Below are 18,790 nucleotides of genomic sequence, written 5' to 3'. Positions count from 1 at the left end.
TCGAGGCGGCCCGGCGTTCCCTCGGCGCTCAAATACTTTCCCCCGTCGGGCCTCGCCGGCGCCCTATGCCATATGGCTCGCGAGCATGAGCAGTTGTTGCTCGGCGATGTCCAGGGCACGCGTGCTTCGCTGCGCGCGAGCGATGACGACCGCGCCCTCGGTTGAAGCCAGGAGCATCCACGCGAAGGCTTCGGCTCGGGTCTCGTCAACTCCGGCAGCGACGAACAGGCCGGCGAGGTCCTCGACCCAGGCTTCAAACACCGTTCTGGCCGCGGCTCGCAGGTCGTCGGCCTCGGCAGTGACCGTCACCCCGGCCACCGCGCATCCGACCGCGAAGTCGTCCCGCTTGAGCAGGCCCCGCCACAGGTTGACGAAGCCGGTCACGATCCCGGCCGGGTCCGCGCCGGCCAGCGCCTTGAGCGCGGCGCGGCCATCGGTTGCCATGTAGTCCATCGCGGCTCGGACCATCTCGTCCTTGCCGCCCGGGAAGTGGTGATAGACCGAGCCCCGCGGCGCACCGCTGCGCTCGAGCACGTCCGCGAACGACGTCCCCTGGACTCCGCGCTCCGCGATCAGCTGGAGCGCGCTGCCGACCATCCGTTGGCGCACCTCGCCTGCCAAGAGCCTCACTCTCCTACGTTGCGACCCGTGACCTCTATGTTAGGTTGCATAGGAACTATGACGACCTGCATAGTCCAACGAGACGTGACCTCACCAGGAGACGCCACCATGCCGATGATCGACATCTACGCCGCGGCCGGAACCTTCCCCGACACCGCCAAGCTCGCCCAGGACGCAGCCACGACCGTGATGACGGTCGAAGGCGTTCCCAACATCCCGATGTTCCGCAAGAACACGGCAGCCTTCGTGCACGAGCTGCCGGCCGCCGGTATCGCGAACGTCGACGGCGACCACGACTACGTGCGGGTCCAGGTGCTGACCAACTCCGGTGCGCTCGACCGCGACAAGCAGATCGCCGTGGTCCGCGAACTCACCGAGCTGATCGCCGCCGCGGCCGGCAACGCGGCGCTCAAGGATCGCACCTGGGTCCTTCTCACCGAGGCCCCCGAGGGTGGCTGGGGTCTGTGGGGTCACGCGCACCTGAATGCGGAGCTTGTGACCGCGGCCAGGGCCGAGATCGCAAAGCTGCAGGCCTGAGCACTCCAAGGAGGAGGAACGATGAGCACCAGTCCGCTTTCGGTCGACGTCTTCGTCACCCCGATTCGCCCCTACGCGGGCGGCGCATCCCAGGGGCCCGGCGACGAGCCGACCTGGGCCCCGATGAGCAGCACCCTGATCGCCGGCGAGCATGATGCGATCCTCATCGACGCCTTGATGACCAACGGTCAGGCAGACGCATTGGCAGCGTGGGCCAAGGGTTTCGGCAAGCGCATCACCGGCATCTACATCACCCACGGACACTCGGACCACTGGCTCGGCCTCACGCGACTCCTCGAACACTTTCCCGAGGCGCGCGGCTTCGCGACCGCGGAAGTGGCCGCCCGCGCCGCGTGGGAAGCCGAGATGAACAAGACGACCCAATACTGGACGTCGCGGTTCCCGGGCGAACTGCCCGAAGCTCCCGTTGTGCCCGAGGCGCTTGCGGAGCCCGAGTTCGAGCTCGATGGGCACCTTGTCCGCGCGGTCTCGGTTGGGCAGGGAGACACCGAGCACTCGGCGTTCTTTCATGTTCCGTCGGCAGGGGCCGTCGTCGCCGGCGACATCGTCTACAACGACGTGCACATGATGCAGCTCGAAACCAACGAGGAGAAACGAGAGGCCTGGATCGCCAGCCTCGACGCCATCGCCGCGCTGGGACCGAAGGTCGTTGTCGCGGGTCACAAGCGTGCGGGATCGCCCGATCTCCCGGAGCACATCGCGGCGAGCCAGCGGTACCTGCGCGACTTCACCCGGATCGCCAACCAGCGAGACACCGCCGAGGACCTGGTCGCCGGAATGATGGAACTGCACGGCGACCGCGACAACCCCCACACGCTCTGGATCTCGGCCCGGGCCGCGGTCGCCAACCGAGCCTGACTGCCCGGTGCAGCACCTGGGCGGTGAGCATTGAAAACGACCTAACTGGACGACGTGTCCGTTTGATAGGCTACAGCCATGAGTAGTCGTCGTGACCTGTTGACGGGCAGTCCGATCGACGCCCCGGCTCGCGGGGAGCGCGCCGACGCGGCCAGAAACCGGGCGAAGGTGCTGGCCGCCGCGGCGAAGCTGTTCGCCGAGCGCGACGCGCGAACCGTCACCATGGAGGACATTGCCACAGCCGCGGGCGTCGGGCGCGCAACGCTCTACCGCCGCTACCCCGATCCGGCGTCGGTCGCCCGGGCCCTGCTCGACGAGCACGAGCGCGCGTTGCAGGAGCAGCTCATCTCCGGCCCGCCGCCGCTGGGTCCCGGCGCACACCCAGCGGACCGGCTGGCCGCGTTCTACACGGCGATGGTGAAACTGCTCGAGCAGCACCTGCCGCTCGTCCTCGGCGCCGAGATCGGGCCGGCACGATTCGCCACCGGCGCCTACGGGTTCTGGCGAGCGCACGTGCGCGGTCTGCTGGTCGAGTCCGGCGCGCCCGAGATCGACGCACTGGTCGATGTACTGCTGGCGCCCTTGGCCCCGGAGGTGTACGCATTCCAGCGCAGGCAACGCAATGCGCCCGAACAGATCACCGCCGCCCTGCGCACCCTCGCCCGCCGCGTCATGCCGAGCGATAGGGCACCGGACCGCCCGTGACCGCCAATTGGGCGCTTGGCGATCCGCGTCGACCGACCATCAGGTTCTCCATCATCACGGAGTAAAAATGCACACGGAGCAGCACGTTCGCTCCGTGATCATGGAGAGGTGCGCGGCGTTGGCGACGTGCGGGCTTCGTCGTCGGCGAGCGCGACCGATCCGGCGGACAGTGGTCAGGTTGGCGTACAGGTGCGCTGGACGCAGACGGGGCGAGGGCCTCGTCGTGGTCGGACTTGTGTGGTACCAAATCCGAACCCGACGAGGCCCTCGCATTCCCCATCGTTCAACTTGAGCGAGTTACGGACATGCCTTCCGGTGACCTGCTCGGTCGTCACGCGGCCGGATCGGCAACCCGGGCAAGGATGACGCCGGAAATGATCAAGGCCAGCGCCGCGAATCGTGTGACCTGGATCGGGTCCTTTTGGATGACGATGCCCAGCACGATCGCGCCGATCGTGCCGATGCCCGTGAAGACCGCGTAAGCGGTGCCAACCGGCAGGTTCTGCATTGCCCGGGACAACAGATAGACGGCGGCAGCTCCAAGGATGAAGCAGACGAGCGTCGGCAGCGGACGGGTGAAATTCTGGGTCGGCTTGATGGTCTGCGACCATGCGATCTCGACGAGCCCGGCCAGGACCAGCATCACCCAGCTCATGACAGCCTCCCAGTTGTCACGCTGTCGCCCGCGCTGATGGTGCGCGCCAGCTCGACCACGTTCTTCTTGGCCTCGGCATACGACTGCTCGTACGCCGCGTGCTTCGCCGCCAGGACGGGGTCTACGGTCGAGTTCACCAACTCGGCGTTGACGAACGTGACGTCAGCCACCTGGAAGTGGCCGAGGAAGAAGTCGCGCAGGTAGCGCTCCTGGTGATCGACCGAGGCGCGCGGCGTGCCCGGCGCGTAGGTGCCGCCCCGGGCCGAGGCGACCACTACCTTGACGTCCAGCGACGCGCGCGGGAATGTCACCTGGTCGATCCACAGCTTGAGGGTTGCCGGGATCGAGAAGTTGTACATCGGAGTTCCGATCAGTAGCACGTCGGCCGAGACCAACTCGGTCAGCAATGGCTCCACGATCGCCCAGGCCGCCTGCTGCGCCGCCGTGCGGACGCCCTCGGTCAGGCGATCCGGATCGGTGATGCCGTGCTGGAGCGCATAGTCGCAGATCTCGGTCCAGGCTTGTCCGATAACCGGAACCGGCTGGGCCGCCAGGTCCCGATAGGTGTACTTGCCGTCCGGGTGGGCGGCTCGCCATTCGGCGGCGAATGATCCGCTCAAGGCGCGGGAGTGCGATTCCCGGCGGGCGCTCGCGTCGAGGTGCAGCAGGTGCGGCATGACAACTCCCTATACGAATCGCTATCTGGACATCGTGTCCGGTTCCTGTCGCCCAATGTACTCAGCAACTGGACACCTCGTCCAGTTACGTACATCACGTTCATTGGGAGCGACCCAACCGATCAATCGGTCGCGACTTCACCGCCGGTGACGTGGGCTATTCCCACGCCGTCGAACACCCCCGGGACGCGGGCATGCCGAACACCGACGTCAGAGCTGTACTACTGGTCGCCGTCGAAGGTCGCGAATGGCCGGACTGCCATACAAGCTCCGCGGCGCCTCGAACTATTCCGCGGCTATGCGTACCTCAAGATTCGCGGCGGCGTCGCGCAACGCGGTGATGGTCTCGTCGTTGATCCGCGGCGGCTCATCGCCGAGGTACACGGCGGTGCGGATGCGGTGCTCGCCCGGAGGGTAATCGGCGCGGAGCATGGGCAGGACCGTGCGTCGGTGCAGCACATTCGTGCCGGCGATGGGCGCGACGAGCTCGCCGGTCCGGACGCGGTCAGTGCCGAGGTCGAGGATGACACTGGTCAGCCCGCCGGCCGCCGCGCCGCATGCGCCCGCGTCGTCGGTGATGCGCAGCACTGCCGGATCCTGGCCCAGCGTGATCCACGGCACGCTGAACGCGCCCTCGGCGCCGGCCAGCGCCCGGCCGGTGGTGATCCGATGCAGCCGGACATGCCAGCCGTCGCGGAACGGCGCCAGGTACGTGTGCACGGTCACGTCCGCCCAAGGCGACCACCTGGTCCAGACGACGTTTCCGTCGACGCGCGACTCGTCCACCTCTTCGCGGGCCCGCCAGCGCCGCCCGGCGTCGTCGCTGAGCGCCAGCATGCTGTCGAAGGCACCGGCGGCGAGACTCCGGTCGCCGGCGGGGACGCTGAATCCGGCCCGGGTGGAGTAGGCGAACTTGGCGTATTTCGCGGCACCGCCGCGCGCCCAGTCGCGCCATCCCTGCCCGTTGAGCAGTACCACATCCCCCCGATGCCGGCTGATGACGACCCGTGGCGCGGCCTGCGCGCTCACCACGTCCGCATCCGGGGGCGCGGATCCCGCGGCCGCTGCGCTGTTCCAGAAGGGATGCTCGGCCGGCAGGGCCAGGGGGAGGAAGAACTTGGTCGACCAGTACGGCGACCCGGCGCCGAGGTACTGCTCCACGACCGCGCTGTTCGGATAGCCGTAGCCGACGGTGAGCAGTCCGTCCTCGCTGACGATCGGCTGTCGCCACCACCACGCGAGGTGCCGGTCGGCCAGGGCGCGGATGCGTTGCCAGGGCAGCGCCGGTACGCCGGCGAAGGCCAGCGAGCCCCAGAACGCACCCTGCGCGAAGCGGTACCCGAGGCTGCGCCCGAACGGCACGGATGAGCCGTCGGCGGCGAACCAGTGCTGGAACTGCTCGGCGAAGCTGTGGCTGCGCTCGGTGAGTCGCTGCGCCCGCTCCGGCTCGAGGGCGCCGAGCCCGGCCAGCACGAGGCCGTACCAGTGGAACGCGAAGGGGTTGTAGTAGTCGCGCCCGCCGTCGTCGCCGTCGCTGTACCAGCCGTCGGACAGCGCGAACCGTTCCAGCCGGTCGAGGTGCGCCTTCCGCAGGGTCGCGTCGGTGGCGATGCCGAGCCGCTCCAGGCCGAGCCCGGCCAGCACGGGGAAGAAGTGCCAGTTGTTGTCGTGCGGTGTCGCCCGCGTCGCGTCGCCGAGCCAGTGCACCAGGACGTCGCGGTCCCGGCCGGTCAGCGGATCCCAGAGCTCCCGCGGCGCGATCGCGAGTGCGTAGCCGATCGCCGCGGACTCGACGAGGCGTTGGCCGGTGGGCGGCCCAGCGTACCAGTCGTGGCGTGGGTCGAGTGCCGCGAGGAGGCTGCGCCGGACGTCGTGCCACTGCTCGTCGGCGCGGCCGCCGCCGGCCGCGTGTGCGGCGAGGCCCCACAGCGGCCGGGCCACCAGCTCGAGCCAGGTCGCGCCCGGGTCGTTCGAGGAGGCGCTGACCGGTTGGCGGTCCGGCCCGAGGGACGCGAGCCGGGTGGCCGGTGCGGTCACCGCGAGCAGCGCCTGGGCCCATCCGTCGTGGGTGTCGGTCAGATCCGGGGCCGGTGTTCCGTGGAGTTGCGCCAGCGTGGACACTTTACGGAGCGTAGGTGTGTGGTAAAGCTTTTCGCAAGCGTTTCTATCCGGTCTGACCAAGGGAAGGTGTTGGTTGAACAAGCGGCCGAGCATCAAGGACGTCGCCGCGCGAGCCGGCGTCTCGATGGCCACCGTGTCCCGGGTGCTATCCGGTGACTACCCGGTCGCCGACGAGACCCGCCAGCGGGTCCAGCTCGCGGTGCGCGAGCTGGACTATGTGGTGAACGCCCATGCCCGGGCGCTGCACGGTGCGACGTCGAAGGTGGTCGCGCTCGTGGTCGCCGAGGTCACCACCCCGTTCTTCGCCCGCATCGCCGCCGGTGTCGAGGAGCAGGCGACCGTGGCCCACCGTCTCTGCCTGGTCTGCACCACCCACGCCGATCCCGACCGGGAGCTCGACGTGGTGCGGCTGATGCGGGAACAGCGGGCCGATGCCGTCATCCTGGCCGGCGGGGTGGTGGAGAACGACGACTACCGCGAACGGATGCGCCAGTATGCCCAGGGGCTGGAGAACGCCGGCAGCCGTCTGGTGCTGTGTGCGCGGCCGTCGCTGGGACCGGACTTTCCCGCGATCACCGTCGAATACGAGAACGTCGGCGGGGCGCACGCGGCCACCACGCATCTGCTGACGGCGGGCCACCGCGACATCCTCATGATCGCCGGGCCCGTCGGGCTGACCACATCCGACCAGCGCATCGAGGGCTACCGCACGGCCTTGACGGCGTACGGCCGGCCGGTCGACCCGGCGCTGATCAGCCACGGGCCCTGGGACCGTGAGGGCGGCTACCGGCGGACGCGGGCGCTGCTGGCAGCGGGGAAGCGGTTCACCGCCATCTTCGCGGGCAACGACGGCGTCGCGTCCGGCGCGATGGCGGCGCTGCGCGAGGTCGGGCGGCGCATTCCCGACGACGTCTCGATCGTCGGCTATGACGACATCCCCAACGCGGTCGACTTCAATCCGCCGCTGACGTCCGTGCGGGTTCCGCAGGAGGAGTTGGGGCGAACCGCGGTGAAGCTGGCGACGCAGCGTTCCAGCGAGTCGTCCGGGCGCGAACATGTGATGCTCGGAACCCACGTGGTGGTGCGCGGTTCGGTCCGCCAGATCGGCGCCTGATTCGCGCCGGGCGCGTCGCGGCATGGCCGCTCGTCGCCCGGCGCGAATCCCTTCCACGCTGAGCTAGCCGGCGTACTCCTTGGCGTACTCCTCGGCCATCTTGTCGCCGCCGTCGTCACGCCATTTCTTGATGACGGCGTCCCAGTTGGTCAGCGGCACGCGCCCGGTCACGATGTCGTTGATGCCGTCGTTGAGCACCTTGTCGAGCGTGACGCCGCTGCGGCTGCGGGTGTCCGAGACCAGGCCGGCGGCTGGGTTCTTCACCCCGAGGGGTACCGTCTTGGTCTCCCACGCGTGCAGCCGCTTGACCGATTCGGCGTCGACGCCGGAGAAGTACAGCACCCGGGGCGCCTCGGCGAGGTAGATGATCGGCAGGTTGACGTTGTTCTCGCCGTTGGTCCACAGCGGCGTGGGGGTCGGTGTGCCGTCCCCGGCCCGGGTGAAGTGCACGCCCTCCACGCCGAAGTGGGTGAGCTCGTACTCCTTGCTGCCGAACGGCGCGGCCAGGTAGTCCAGCACCCGCAGCAGCATCTGGATGCGTTCCGCCGGCGCCTTCTTCAGCACCGTGTAGCCGAAGTTGCCGGTGCCGGCGATGATGCGCGGCCCGCCGCCACCGGCGTTGTACGGCAGTGCGAGATCCACGGGGTAGGCACCCTTGACTCCGATCACCGCGGGCTGGAACGCGGCCAGCCCGTCGGTCATGCTCTTGAATGTGCCGTTGTTGAAGAAGGTCTTCGTGTCGGTGACGCTGAGGGACATGGTGTCCGGGTAGTAGGCACCGGCGGCGAAGAGCTCCCGGACGAACGCCAGCGCGTCCTTGAACTCCGGCAGGGTGTCGGCCCTGATGAACTTACCGCCGTCGACCTTCCAGTCGTTCGGGGCGCCGAACGCCGCGGCGTGGAACTGTCGCAGGCCGAACTGGTTGGCCTTCTGGGCGCCCAGGCCGTACTGCTTGTTCTTGCTCAGCGCCTTGACCGCGGTGGCGAACTCGTCCTTCGACCAGCTGCTGTCGTTGGCGCCGACCGAGGCGAAGGCGCTGCGATCGATGAACATCCCGTAGGCCGGTAGCGGCCGTTCCAGCGGGATGCCGAAGATCCGGCCCTTGATCCGGCCCATGCCCTGCCAGGTGTACGGCGGCAGATTGGCCAGGTTCGGGTATGCCTTGATCTTGTCGCCGGCGAGGTATTCCGACAGGTCGGCGCACTTGGCCGACACGAACTCCTGCTCGCGCGGGAGCCGGTGGCCGCCGCCGATGCTGATGATGTCCGGCAGGTCGTCGCCCGCCGTCAGGGTGGCCATCTTCGCGTCGAAGTCCGCGTCCGGCACGAGGGTCAGTTCCAGGTCGATGCCGAGTGCGTCGTTGATGGCCTTCCAGAGCTTGTTCTGGTCGGCCGGCTTCGGCGGCGTGCCGTACGTGACGGCCACGGCCTTGACCTTGGTCTTGTCGCCCGGCGTCGCCTTGACCGCATTGACCAGGTTGCTCGGGTACTTCGTGTAGCCGGCCTGCACGCCCTCGGCGGTGCCGGGCAGGTCGGGGGTGGGACCGGCGAAGGGCTGGTACGTCGGCCACGGGACCTTGTCGGTGCCCGCGTTGCTGACCGAGCCTCCGCTGCTGCCGTCTCCGCACGCGGCGAGCAGCGACGGCACGGCGATCGCCGTCGCGCCCATCCCGATCGCACGCAGCAGCGAGCGTCTGGACAGTTCAGGGGATCGGGTCATGGGAAGGCTTCCTTTCTCTGGAGCCAGGCGCCAAGGGGCGGGGGTGCGCTGGCGTGGAGGGTCAGCTCTTGATGGCCCCGCTCAGCACGCCCTTGACGAAGAAGCGCTGGAGGAACGGGTAGACCAGGACGATTGGGATGGTGGCGAGCACCACGACCGCCATCCGCACGGTTTGCGGTGCGGACAGCAGGCCGGCCTCGCCCGCTGACGGGTCGGCGAGTTGCCCGCCGGCCAGCACGTAGGTGCGCAGCACGAGTTGCAGCGGCCATCTGGCCGGCTCGTCGATGTAGATGAGCGCGTTGAACCACGAGTTCCAGTACGAGACCGCGTAGAACAGTCCGACGACGGCGAGGACGGCTCGGGAGAGCGGGATCGTTATCCGCCAGAGCATCGTCAGCTCGGACGCGCCGTCCATGCGCGCCGCCTCGTAGAGTTCCGCGGGCAGCGACTGGAAGAACCCGCGCATCACCACCAGGTTGAACGTGTTGACCAGCACCGGGGCGATGAGGGCCGCGTAGGAGTTGAGCAGCCCGGTCTCCTTGACCACCAGGTACGCCGGGATGATGCCGGGCGGGAAGAGGAACGTGAACAGCACCACCAGCATGATCGGCTTGCCGCCGAACACCGCCGGCCGGCTCAGCGCGTAGGCCAGCAGGACGGTCGCGGCGAGGCTGAGGGCGGTGCCGACCACGGTCACGCCGAGGCTGACCACGGTGGCCCGGCCGACGATGCCGCCGGAGAGGATCTCCTTGTACGCGGCCAGGGTCGGATGCTCGGGCCAGATGGCCCAGCCGCCGTTGGCCACGACGTCCGCCGGGTCGGCCAGGCTGGTGGATATGACCACGAGGAACGGGACCGCGACCAGGGCGAGCACGACCACGATCGCCACCGCCTTGGCGGTGCTGGTGAGCGGATGCGGAGCCTCCTGCCAGGCGGGACGGCCCGCACCGCGCCTGCTGTCACGGCGTTGGAGCTTCACCGGTACACCCCTGACTCGCCCAGCCGATGGGAGATCTTGTTCGCGGCGTAGACGAGCACCACGCCGACCACGCCTTTGAACAGCCCAGCGGCGGCGGCGAGCCCGAAGTCGCCGTCCTGGATGCCGTGGAAGTAGACGAAGGTGTCGATGACCTCGGCGGCGCGCGCGCCGACCGCGTCGCGCTGCAGCAGGATCTGCTCGAAGCCGACCGAGAGGATCTCGCCGAGTCGCAGCACCAGCAGCAGCACGATCACCGGGCGGATCGCCGGCAGGGTCACGTGCCAGAAGCGGCGCCACGGGCGGGCGCCGTCGAGGGCGGCCGCCTCGTACAACTGCTCGTCGACCTGGGTCAGCGCGGCCAGGAAGATGATCGTTCCCCAGCCGGTGTCCTTCCAGATGACCTGCGCGACCACCATCGGCTTGAAGGCGTCCGGGTTGCCGAGGATGTGCACGGTGTGCAGCCCGCCGTCGGCGAGAAACCCGTTGAGCACGCCGGTGGCACCGAGCACCTGCTGGAACAGGGCGATGACGATCACCCACGAGACGAAGTGGGGCAGGTACACCACGCTCTGGACGAAGCGCTTGATCCTCGTATGGGTCAGGCTGTGCAGCAGCAGCGCCAGCGCCAGCGGCGCGGGGAAGAAGAAGACGATCTGCAGTACGGCGATCTCCAGCGTGTTCACGGTGGCGCGCCAGAAGTCCGCGTCGCCGAACAACCGCTGAAAGTTGTCCAGCCCGATCCATCGGCTTCCGGACAGGCCGAGGAACGGCACGTAGTCCAGGAAGGCCAGCACGCTGCCGAACAGGGCGCCGTAGTGGAAGATCGCGTAGTAGAGCAGCCCGGGGACCATGAGCGCGACCAGGATCCGGTCGCGACGCCACCGTTGATACCTGGCACGGCGCGACGGGGTGGCCGGTCCCGGCCGGCCCACCGCGCCGCCCGCCGGCCGCGCCGCGTCGGGCTCGGCCGTCTCCGCTCGGGTTTGCACTGACACCCGCACCTCCTCGCCGACGAAGCGCCGGCCCGCTGACCGGCTTGTGGTCCAGACCACACGCCCGATCAAGTAAAAGCTTTTCTACAGAAATGTCAAGAGGCCGATACCGATCGGACACACTCCCATGCCTGCATGGTGCTTGACCTGGTCTCATCGACTGATTAACGTTCACGCTCATCACAGGAGACGTTTTCTACCGAACGGAGACGCCGTGGGTCAGGCCGAGCGCCCTGTCGGAATGATCGCGATGTCCCGCGCGGTGACCTCCACGGTCCTGCCAGGGGACCTCATGGCGCGGCTCGCGGGCGTCCTGCGGCTCGTCGGGACCGAGGCGATGGAAAGCTTCGACGATCCGGCGGCTCGCCGCGGCATGGAGACGGTCGAGGTCCTGGTGACCGGGTGGTCATGCCCGCCACTGACCGCAGAGGTGCTCGACACCGCGCCGAAGCTGCGGGCGGTGGTGCACGCCGCAGGGTCGGTCAAGGGGCACGTGGGTCCGGAGGTGTTCGCTCGAGGGATCGTCGTGTCCTCGGCCGCGGACGCCAACGCCGAGCCCGTCGTGGACTTCACGCTCGCGGTCATCACGTTGGGGGGCAAGCGCGCCTTCGGGCTGGCGCGCCAGTACGCGGCGGGCCGGTACGCACCCTTCGAACAGCGGATCGGCAACGATGGCCGGGTGATCGGCGTGGTCGGCGCGTCGCGGATCGGCCGGCGGGTGATCGCCCGGCTGCGCGCCGCCGGGTATCAGGTGCTGGTCGCCGATCCCTTCCTGGACCGGGCGCGGGCCGCGGAACTGGGCGCCGAACTGGCCGATCTCGACGAGCTGTGCCGCCGCTGCGATGTGTTGACACTGCACGCGCCGCAGCTGCCGGAGACACGCCACCTCATCGACGAACGACGGCTCGCGCTGCTGCGCGACGGCACCCTCGTGATCAACACGGCGCGGGGCTCGCTGGTGGACACGGACGCGCTGACCCGGACGTGCGCGAGTGGACGCATCGACGCCTGCCTGGATGTCACCGACCCCGAGCCCCTACCCGCGGGCCACCCGCTGTTCGAGCTGGCCAACGTCTGGATCACCCCGCACCTGGCCGGCGTACAGGGCAGCGAGGTGCGCCGGCTGGGCGAGTTCGCCGTCGCCGAGGTCGAACGGTTCGTCGCCGGCGAGCCGCTGCGCGGCGCGGTCCACGCCGACCAGCTCGGCCAGCTCGCCTGAGGCTCGACGCACCTGGAGGCTGGGAAGAACCGGCAATCGTCACTCTTTTTTCCCGAGTGGTGCCCCCGCAGCCTGCATGAACGGAACCGGGTCGACGCTGTTGGTCTTGTCCGGTCGGGCGCCGACGGGCACCCCCGTGTGGATCTCGAAGTGCAGAGGCGGGCCGGACGAGTTTCCGGAGGTACCGACCAGGCCGATGACCTGCCCCGCGGCGACGGTCTGCCCGGCCGTGACGAACGGCTGCTGGACCATGTGGCAGTAGCGGGTGACCACTCCGCCCGGATGGACGATGTCGACCAGCCATCCACACCCGCGGGTGGAGGGGCTGCCGTCGATGTTGCAGTTGCCGGTGCTCTGGTCGCAGTGGGCGGCGGTCGCCAGGGCGATGACGTAGCCGCGTGGCACAACGTTGAGCCGCTTGCCGGTCGCGACGATGACGGCGGCGTTGGCGGTCTGGCGGCTGTCCCAGCTCTGCCTGGGGGGAACGGACGGGGCCGGCTGGAACGTGGTCTGACAGGCCGCCGCCTGCGCCCCCCGCCATGGTGATCACCAGCAATGGCACACCGATGACACAGCTGACCGGTGTGGTCAACCGTGACGTCCTGCGGCCCGCAGGATGCTGATGCACTGCGCCCGCACCTGAGCGACCTGGTCGACGTCGGCCGGGTCGAGCATGCCGAGCAGCTTGGCCGCGGCTTGCTGCTGCTCGACCACCGCCTCGATCGCCGCCTGGTCGACAGGCTGCGCCCGCTCCAGCTCATGCCGACGCGCCGAGTGCAGTGCGAGCACCTGAAGCAGCAGATCCCGGGTGGCGTCGACCTGTGCGAGGTCGTCCGGGTCGTACGCCACCGGCTGCAGGTTTGCCAGCACCGAGTTGGCTTCCTCCGGCCCAGGTGTAGGGCTCGTCACCGCACGCTCCTCACGTTGAAGGTAGCCGCAATCGTATCGCTGGTGATCAATTCTTGTGGTCCGTGAGGTGATCGACCACGTTGTACTTCGCGAGCCGTAGCCGGCCGGAGGAGCCGTCGAACTCGGTGATCGACCCGTTCGCCACCGCCCCGGCCCGCACGATCGTGGCCAGTTCCTGGAAGCTGAGCTCTTCCACGACGTAGCGCGTCATCAGCACCACGGCGTCGTGGGCGACGAGAGTCACCCGCCTCCCAGCATGCAGATCGTTGATGTCCCGCAGCACCGCCGAGAGCCGTGCAGCGATGTCGCCGAAGGATTCGCCGCCGGGCGGGCGGTACCCGAACTCGCCGTCCATACGCCGTCGGGCAGCCTCGGCGGGAAACCGGGCGGCGATCGCTGCCGTGGTCAGCAGCTCCAACTGGCCCATCAAGCGATCACCGAGACGATCGTCGAGGATCTCGTCGGGCAGCTTCGCATCGAGCCCGGCAGCGGTCTCGGCGGCGATCCGCCAGGTCTGCCGTGCCCGCAGATACGGCGAGCAGAGCACACGTTCGGGCCGGCGCCGCGCCGGTAGGCCGGCCAACCACCGGCCCAGCGTCTCGGCCTGGGCGCGGCCCAACGCCGACAGCTCCACGTCGGCATCACGGCCGGCCACCCCGGACTCGAGCAAGCCCGCGGCTTCGGCCGCGGCGAACGCGACGTTCGCTGTGCTCTGCCCATGGCGGATCACGGTCAGTGCCGCCACAAGATCTCCCATCTGGTCCTCCTTCGTTGGTTCCTGTCTACCCCTTCACCATGGTGGGCTGAGGGTCCATCCCATCGCCCGGGCTGTGCCATGCCCGGCCGTCCTGGGTGTCAGGGTCGCGCAGTGCGCGGATGCGCTGCCCCAGCGGCGGAGCGGAAAAGGTGTACTACCGGTGCGCTGCCGCGTCTTGGCCACGCCGCCGAGCCGCCCCTCGGCGAACCCGACGCCGGGATCCCGGGACTCGGGCGCCGCGGGAGTCGCCGGCTCAGTCGCCGCGGCATCGGTGTTCGGTACAGCCTCGAACGGTCCGCCCCGTGCCTCGACCTGCGCCTCGACCTGCGCCTCGGCCAGTGGCACGGCCGGGTCGGGACTGTCTCGGCCGCGTCGCCCACCGCATCGTCACGTCCTCCTCGCGCGAGCTGCTGCCTCGGTTGCGCGTGTGCCATCTCAACGGATCAGTCTCGTACGCTGCTACCCCTTCCTGACCTCGACGCGAACGGCTCAACTGAGATCCACGCCGGGAGTGGTCCCGGTCCCGAACCGGGAAAGGGGTCATCGAGATGCGATTACTGGCAACGCTCCGCCGGCTCTCCGTCCTCCAGCTCGCCGCGCTGGGCCTGGCCGCGGCCGTCATCGGCGGGCTGACACTCGGTCTGGCCGGTCCGGTCAGCGCCGGGCCGGGAAAGTGCACTGGCACCACGGCCGAGCGGGCGCTCTGCATCGCCGGCCAGCAACAGGACGACCCGTACGTCTGGGGCGGCAACGGCCCGACGTCGTTCGACTGCTCCGGCCTCGTCTACTACAGCTACAAGAAGGCCGGCGTGCAGTGGGGTGACATGACCGCGGCCGGCCAGTACCAGTACGGGGCGCAGAAGGGCTGGAAGGTGTCCACCGCGCACCTCAAGCCCGGCGACCTTTTGTACTTCGACTGGGACGGCGACGGCGACATCGACCACACCGGGATCTACGCCGGCAAAGGCAAAATGATCGCCGCGTCGTCGACCGCGGGCAAGGTCACCACGACGAAGCTCACCTCGTACTACACCAGCCACATGCTCGGCTCGGCCATCCGGCCACCAGCCAACGAGGACAACAAGCCCAGCACGGGTGCCAAGAAGGACGACAAGTCGAGCACCGACAACAAGGGTTCGGCAGCGTCCGACCCGATCGTGATCATCACCAATATCGGCCCGTAACGGCCGAGGAACCACCCTCGGCAGGTCCGTACCAATCCCTCACCTGAAGGAGACATTCGTGTTGTTCAAACGAAACCGGTCCGGCGAACCGACTGCCCGTAAGACGCGGTTCACGCCGCTCAAGCAGCTCGCCGCCGCGGCAGCGGTGATCGGGCTCGTCCTCACCGGCGCCGGCGCCGCCGCGCACGCCGCTTCGGCCAAGCAGACCTGCAAGGACGTCCTCCTGGTCGCCTACATCGAGAGCCAACGGACCAAGATCGCCTCCGTCCCGTTCCGGGTCAGGCCGTGCAGCAACGACAGCCCCGGCTCGTGGGCCTCCGCGGTCGGCGGCGCCACGACCAACGCGAACGGCGACAACATCGGCTGGGTGCTGCAAGGCATGGACGTCCGCCTGGAGGGCGTCGGGCAAAACAATAAGAGGTCCGCGTCCGCTCGGTACAAGGGCGTGGCCAAGCTGACCCAGAAGACGCCGAACGTGCCGCTGGTGCCGGTCGCCCCGGTGTCGCTGCGCTCCATCACGCTGGCCATCACCTTCACGGTCCAGCATCAGAAGGACGGTGGCAAGAGCAAGAACGTCCAGCTGCCGAACCTCATCAAGGTGACCGGCACGTGGAGCAGCCACCCCGACTGGGCCAAGTTCACGTACAAGAAGGGTGGCATCGTGGTGTAGGCGACCCAGGGACGAACGACGGCCGGTCGGCAGGTTCGACCGGCCGCCGTTCCTGCACGTTCCTACACGCTCGACCTCGTCGAGGAGGATCCCGGCGGCTCACCGCCCGCGGGGATCGTGAACGGTTCGCTGAACCGGTGGAAGCTGCTGCGCCGGCGCGGAAGTCGGCGCCACTCGGCGGCTGCGGCGGCGTGCGACTCCTGCTGCACAACCCTCACTGGCTTTGAGCGAATTGGGCGAGCAGGCTCTGCGGGGCGGTCTCGTTGAAGGAGAGGGAGAGGTTCGTGGCGGCTTCCTGCGCGGCCTGGGCGCTGCGTGGGAACAGGGCTCGCTACGCCGACACCCACCTCGTCGTCGCGCCCACCGTCCCAGGATTCGCCGGAACGGCACGACCCGACTGGTTCACCGGCATCGACAACCTCGCCATCACCTACCTGGACCTGATCGCAAGCGAAAAGCTCGACCCCGTCATCGTCATCGGCAGCTCGTTCGGCGGCTGGGTCGCCGTGGAAATGGCCGTACGCGACCGCGCCCGCACCATCCAGCAGCTCGTCCTGCTCGACGCGATCGGCCCCGAGATCGCCGGCCACACCGTCGCCGTGCCTGGAACCCCCGGCCCACCGGCCCGACGCTCCTACCGGGCACGAACCGCCCCGGCAGGGGCCGCCTCCCGGGCAGGTCGCCACCATGCTGGCCTACACCACCAGCGCCATGGCCGACCCTCAGCTCCTACGCCGGCTGCACCACGTGCCGACACCCACCCTGCTGGTCTGGGGCGAAGACGACCACGTCGTCCCACCCACCTTCGGCCGGGCATACGCCGACGCCTTCCCGAACTCCCGCTTCGAGACCATTCCCGGCGCCGGTCACATCACCACCCGCACGCATCCGAAAGAAACCCTCGCCCACATCGACGCGTTCCTCGCCTGATTCAGGCCGTGGTGGTGGTGCGGGCGGTCGCGGGGCGTGGCCAGACGCAGCCGACGAGGACGGCCAGGATCGGTACCAGGGACAGGATGGCGAGCGGCTCGGCCCCGTAGATCACGAAGCCGCCCCAGTACACCGAGGGGCCGGCGCCGTTGCGATTGGTGTTGGCCAGCAGGGAGCCGCTCGAGGTTGGGATGTTGCCCAGGCAGGCCGGGGTGAGCATCAGCAGCGTGGCCAGGCAGAGCCCCGAGTACGCCCGCTGCATACCCCGGCCGTAGCGGCGCATGCGCTTCGAGCTGTACAGCCCGAGCAGGGCGCCGAGCAGGGCACCGGCCAGGCCGCCGAGGATGGTGTCGCGCAGGTGGCCGGGCGGCTCGGCCCACATCAGGTCGAAAGTCAGGGTGGCTGGGTTGCCGTCTTCCGGGGTGACCTGCACCCCGGCGAAGTACCCGTCACGCGTGCCGGTCACCTCGGCCATCGCCCAGGGCGAAGAGTTCGGCTCGTACCGTTCGATCGTGGTGTGAACGTCGTGCCAGCCCTGTGCGCGCATCTGCTCCTGGACGGCGGCGGCGACCTGCTCGAAGCCGGCGTTCGGGGGCATGGTGCCGTCGACGCGGGTCCTGCCGACCCGTACGCCGGTGCCGCCGTGCAGGGTCTTGTTGCTGTACGGGTTCCAGAAGGTGTTCTCCCGCGCGGAGTAGTCGCCTTTGTCGTCGATGGGGCCGGGCAGGGCCGTGCGCGCGAGGCTGATCGCCGTGGTCCCGTCGGGCGCCATCAGATCCACGTTCCGCCAGGCCAGCCAGGAGCCGAGCGCGATACCGCTCAGCCCGCCGAGCACGGCGGCGAATGCCGCGACGACGAACGCCCGGCGCCCGAACTCGGCGACGCGTCGGCCGAGGCCGTGCCGGAGCAGTTGGGCGGCCTCGCGGGCGGCCGGCCGCGACTGGCTGGGACCGGCGGCGTCGAGCAGCGTCGCGAGGATCTCCGGACTACGTTCGCGGCGATATGTCCGGGGGTAGGCCAACAGCAACCAACGGTACCTGCGGGCCAGGCGCGCGGTGCGGGTGTCCTCGGGCATGGTGGTCCCTTCGCGAGGGGTCGAGGGTCGGCCGGTGCGGAGGCGCCCGGGCCGGTCAGGCGGGGCTGGGGGCACTGGCGGGGCCGGCCCTGCGCAGCCGCTGGGCGACCATCTGGGCGTCGCGGCGCATCTGCTCGGCCTCGGCCGCCAGTGCGGAGGCGCCCGGCTCGGTGAGCCGGTAGTACCGACGGAGCCTGCCGTCGACGGTCTCCTCGCGGTCGACCTCGACCAGACCCTCGTCGCTCAGCCGGTCGAGCGCCGCATACAGGGTGCCGGCGGCGAGGCGCACCGTGTCGTCCGACAGCCGCGACACCTCCTTGATCACCGCATACCCGTGCAGCGGGACCACGGCGAGCGCCGACAGGATCAGGAAACTCGGTCGCCGCATGCTTGCCATGGCGACCAATATACAGTTCATCGTACTATCGACAAGCCGTGCTCACACGGCCCCTCACACCGTCACGACGACGTTGCCCCGCCTGTGTCCCGTCTCGACGTATCTGTGCGCCTCGTGCTTGCGCACCGACATGCCGGCGCGCACCCGCGGCCCGGGCCGATCGGGGTGAGCACCCGCCGGGTCTTGCGGAACGAGCTCTTGCCGACCGCGTCGAACACCACGTCGTAGCGCCCCTCCCCCCGAGGTGAAGTCCTCGGCGCCGTTGTCGACGACCCGGTCGGCGCCACCAGCTCCACGTTGCGTGCGCCGCAAACGCCGGTGACATGTGCGCCGAGGTGCTTGGCCAGCTGTACCGCATAGCCGCCGACGCTGCCGGCCGCTCCGTTGACCAGGACCCGCTGTCCGGGCCGGACGCCGGCGAGGTCACGCAGGAAGTACAGCGCGGTGTAGAGCTCTTGAAAAAAATTTGTTGGCCGGTTGTCGAAGTCGCCCTGTCCTGTTCGAAGTCTGTACGGAAGCGAGCCCCGCGACCCCGGTCAGACCGGACAGATACCCGCAGGAGAGTTCCGTGCGCAAGATCATCGCCTCGACCTACGCCACCCTCGACGGCTACATCGACAACCCCCACGAGTGGTCGTTCCAGTACTCGA

The 18,790-nt window shown here is 69.1% G+C and carries 20 protein-coding genes; 8 read left to right on the top strand and 12 right to left on the bottom strand.

Features of this window, described 5'->3' with window-relative positions; translation table 11 throughout:
- Positions 1 to 63: 63 nt before the first annotated feature.
- Entirely contained in the window at positions 64 to 621 is a 558-nt protein-coding gene (locus ABT297_RS30200; protein WP_350555776.1) for a TetR/AcrR family transcriptional regulator, read from the bottom strand.
- Between the two features lie 84 nt (positions 622 to 705).
- On the opposite strand from ABT297_RS30200, the gene ABT297_RS30195 reads away from it, so the two are divergent.
- The 3 genes from ABT297_RS30195 to ABT297_RS30185 all read left to right on the top strand — a co-directional run bounded on the left by ABT297_RS30195 (position 706) and on the right by ABT297_RS30185 (position 2,742).
- Entirely contained in the window at positions 706 to 1,158 is a 453-nt protein-coding gene (locus tag ABT297_RS30195) for a hypothetical protein (protein ID WP_350555774.1), read from the top strand.
- Positions 1,159 to 1,179: 21 nt separating this feature from the next.
- On the top strand, positions 1,180 to 2,037 hold the full coding sequence (locus tag ABT297_RS30190) for an MBL fold metallo-hydrolase (RefSeq protein ID WP_350555772.1): 858 nt from the start codon (positions 1,180 to 1,182) through the stop codon (positions 2,035 to 2,037).
- A 78-nt stretch (positions 2,038 to 2,115) separates the two neighbouring features.
- A complete protein-coding gene (locus ABT297_RS30185; RefSeq protein ID WP_350555770.1) occupies positions 2,116 to 2,742 on the top strand; it encodes a TetR/AcrR family transcriptional regulator in 627 nt (208 codons plus the stop codon).
- A 331-nt stretch (positions 2,743 to 3,073) separates the two neighbouring features.
- Here the strand turns inward: ABT297_RS30185 and ABT297_RS30180 are convergent, their stop codons facing one another.
- The 3 genes from ABT297_RS30180 to ABT297_RS30170 form a co-directional block, all read right to left on the bottom strand.
- A complete protein-coding gene (locus ABT297_RS30180) occupies positions 3,074 to 3,397 on the bottom strand; it encodes a DMT family transporter (RefSeq protein ID WP_350555768.1) in 324 nt (107 codons plus the stop codon).
- A complete protein-coding gene (locus ABT297_RS30175; protein ID WP_350555766.1) occupies positions 3,394 to 4,074 on the bottom strand; it encodes an FMN-dependent NADH-azoreductase in 681 nt (226 codons plus the stop codon). The genes ABT297_RS30180 and ABT297_RS30175 overlap by 4 nt, the downstream gene beginning before the upstream one ends.
- Positions 4,075 to 4,359: 285 nt before the next feature.
- Positions 4,360 to 6,195, bottom strand: coding sequence for a DUF2264 domain-containing protein (locus tag ABT297_RS30170; protein ID WP_350555764.1), 1,836 nt, complete (start codon positions 6,193 to 6,195; stop codon positions 4,360 to 4,362).
- A 73-nt stretch (positions 6,196 to 6,268) separates the two neighbouring features.
- Between ABT297_RS30170 and ABT297_RS30165 the strand changes: the two genes are divergently transcribed.
- A complete protein-coding gene (locus ABT297_RS30165) occupies positions 6,269 to 7,309 on the top strand; it encodes a LacI family DNA-binding transcriptional regulator (protein ID WP_350555762.1) in 1,041 nt (346 codons plus the stop codon).
- 63 nt (positions 7,310 to 7,372) lie between these two features.
- Here ABT297_RS30165 and ABT297_RS30160 read toward each other — a convergent pair whose 3' ends face one another.
- From ABT297_RS30160 to ABT297_RS30150, 3 genes are all read right to left on the bottom strand, one after another.
- Entirely contained in the window at positions 7,373 to 9,028 is a 1,656-nt protein-coding gene (locus tag ABT297_RS30160) for a type 2 periplasmic-binding domain-containing protein (protein ID WP_350555760.1), read from the bottom strand.
- Positions 9,029 to 9,089: 61 nt separating this feature from the next.
- The gene (locus ABT297_RS30155; protein WP_350555758.1) at positions 9,090 to 10,007 is read right to left on the bottom strand and encodes a carbohydrate ABC transporter permease; all 918 of its coding nucleotides are present in this window, start codon (positions 10,005 to 10,007) and stop codon (positions 9,090 to 9,092) included.
- On the bottom strand, positions 10,004 to 11,002 hold the full coding sequence (locus tag ABT297_RS30150; RefSeq protein ID WP_350555756.1) for an ABC transporter permease: 999 nt from the start codon (positions 11,000 to 11,002) through the stop codon (positions 10,004 to 10,006). Before ABT297_RS30150 ends, ABT297_RS30155 begins: the two co-directional genes overlap by 4 nt.
- A gap of 211 nt (positions 11,003 to 11,213) precedes the next feature.
- Between ABT297_RS30150 and ABT297_RS30145 the strand changes: the two genes are divergently transcribed.
- Entirely contained in the window at positions 11,214 to 12,218 is a 1,005-nt protein-coding gene (locus ABT297_RS30145) for a hydroxyacid dehydrogenase (protein WP_350555754.1), read from the top strand.
- A 39-nt stretch (positions 12,219 to 12,257) separates the two neighbouring features.
- On the opposite strand, the gene ABT297_RS30140 is transcribed toward ABT297_RS30145, so the two are convergent.
- The 3 genes from ABT297_RS30140 to ABT297_RS30130 form a co-directional block, all read right to left on the bottom strand.
- Positions 12,258 to 12,623 carry a M23 family metallopeptidase gene (locus ABT297_RS30140; protein WP_350555752.1) on the bottom strand — a complete coding sequence of 122 codons (366 nt, stop codon included), beginning with the start codon at positions 12,621 to 12,623 and terminating at the stop codon, positions 12,258 to 12,260.
- A gap of 183 nt (positions 12,624 to 12,806) precedes the next feature.
- Positions 12,807 to 13,127 carry a hypothetical protein gene (locus tag ABT297_RS30135; protein WP_350555750.1) on the bottom strand — a complete coding sequence of 107 codons (321 nt, stop codon included), beginning with the start codon at positions 13,125 to 13,127 and terminating at the stop codon, positions 12,807 to 12,809.
- Positions 13,128 to 13,173: 46 nt separating this feature from the next.
- Positions 13,174 to 13,884, bottom strand: a complete 711-nt coding sequence (locus ABT297_RS30130; RefSeq protein WP_350555748.1) for a histidine phosphatase family protein — start codon at positions 13,882 to 13,884, stop codon at positions 13,174 to 13,176.
- A 548-nt stretch (positions 13,885 to 14,432) separates the two neighbouring features.
- Between ABT297_RS30130 and ABT297_RS30125 the strand changes: the two genes are divergently transcribed.
- The 3 genes from ABT297_RS30125 to ABT297_RS30115 all read left to right on the top strand — a co-directional run bounded on the left by ABT297_RS30125 (position 14,433) and on the right by ABT297_RS30115 (position 16,668).
- Positions 14,433 to 15,068 (top strand): C40 family peptidase, encoded by a 636-nt coding sequence (locus tag ABT297_RS30125; protein ID WP_350555746.1) that lies wholly within the window; start codon positions 14,433 to 14,435, stop codon positions 15,066 to 15,068.
- A 58-nt stretch (positions 15,069 to 15,126) separates the two neighbouring features.
- The gene (locus ABT297_RS30120) at positions 15,127 to 15,738 is read left to right on the top strand and encodes a hypothetical protein (protein ID WP_350555744.1); all 612 of its coding nucleotides are present in this window, start codon (positions 15,127 to 15,129) and stop codon (positions 15,736 to 15,738) included.
- Between the two features lie 603 nt (positions 15,739 to 16,341).
- On the top strand, positions 16,342 to 16,668 hold the full coding sequence (locus ABT297_RS30115) for an alpha/beta fold hydrolase (RefSeq protein ID WP_350555812.1): 327 nt from the start codon (positions 16,342 to 16,344) through the stop codon (positions 16,666 to 16,668).
- A 1-nt stretch (position 16,669) separates the two neighbouring features.
- Here the strand turns inward: ABT297_RS30115 and ABT297_RS30110 are convergent, their stop codons facing one another.
- Positions 16,670 to 17,743: a hypothetical protein gene (locus tag ABT297_RS30110; protein ID WP_350555742.1), complete on the bottom strand. Its 1,074-nt coding sequence runs from the start codon at positions 17,741 to 17,743 to the stop codon at positions 16,670 to 16,672.
- Between the two features lie 55 nt (positions 17,744 to 17,798).
- Entirely contained in the window at positions 17,799 to 18,140 is a 342-nt protein-coding gene (locus ABT297_RS30105; RefSeq protein ID WP_350555740.1) for a PadR family transcriptional regulator, read from the bottom strand.
- Positions 18,141 to 18,790 lie beyond the last annotated feature (650 nt).

Source organism: Dactylosporangium sp. NPDC000555 (assembly GCF_040300025.1).
Taxonomy (GTDB): Bacteria; Actinomycetota; Actinomycetes; order Mycobacteriales; family Micromonosporaceae; genus Dactylosporangium.
Note: the sequence above shows the minus strand (reverse complement) of the source record. Positions and strands in the feature narration are given on the sequence as shown.

Bases quoted from the DNA above. Each gene is read 5' to 3' on its own strand.
- ABT297_RS30110 (WP_350555742.1), bottom strand. From the start codon at position 17,743: ATGCCCGAGGACACCCGCACCGCGCGCCTGGCCCGCAGGTACCGTTGG.
- ABT297_RS30130 (WP_350555748.1), bottom strand. From the start codon at position 13,884: ATGGGAGATCTTGTGGCGGCACTGACCGTGATCCGCCATGGGCAGAGC.
- ABT297_RS30190 (WP_350555772.1), top strand. From the start codon at position 1,180: ATGAGCACCAGTCCGCTTTCGGTCGACGTCTTCGTCACCCCGATTCGC.
- ABT297_RS30180 (WP_350555768.1), bottom strand. From the start codon at position 3,397: ATGAGCTGGGTGATGCTGGTCCTGGCCGGGCTCGTCGAGATCGCATGG.
- ABT297_RS30185 (WP_350555770.1), top strand. From the start codon at position 2,116: ATGAGTAGTCGTCGTGACCTGTTGACGGGCAGTCCGATCGACGCCCCG.
- ABT297_RS30125 (WP_350555746.1), top strand. From the start codon at position 14,433: ATGCGATTACTGGCAACGCTCCGCCGGCTCTCCGTCCTCCAGCTCGCC.
- ABT297_RS30105 (WP_350555740.1), bottom strand. From the start codon at position 18,140: ATGGCAAGCATGCGGCGACCGAGTTTCCTGATCCTGTCGGCGCTCGCC.
- ABT297_RS30160 (WP_350555760.1), bottom strand. From the start codon at position 9,028: ATGACCCGATCCCCTGAACTGTCCAGACGCTCGCTGCTGCGTGCGATC.
- ABT297_RS30175 (WP_350555766.1), bottom strand. From the start codon at position 4,074: ATGCCGCACCTGCTGCACCTCGACGCGAGCGCCCGCCGGGAATCGCAC.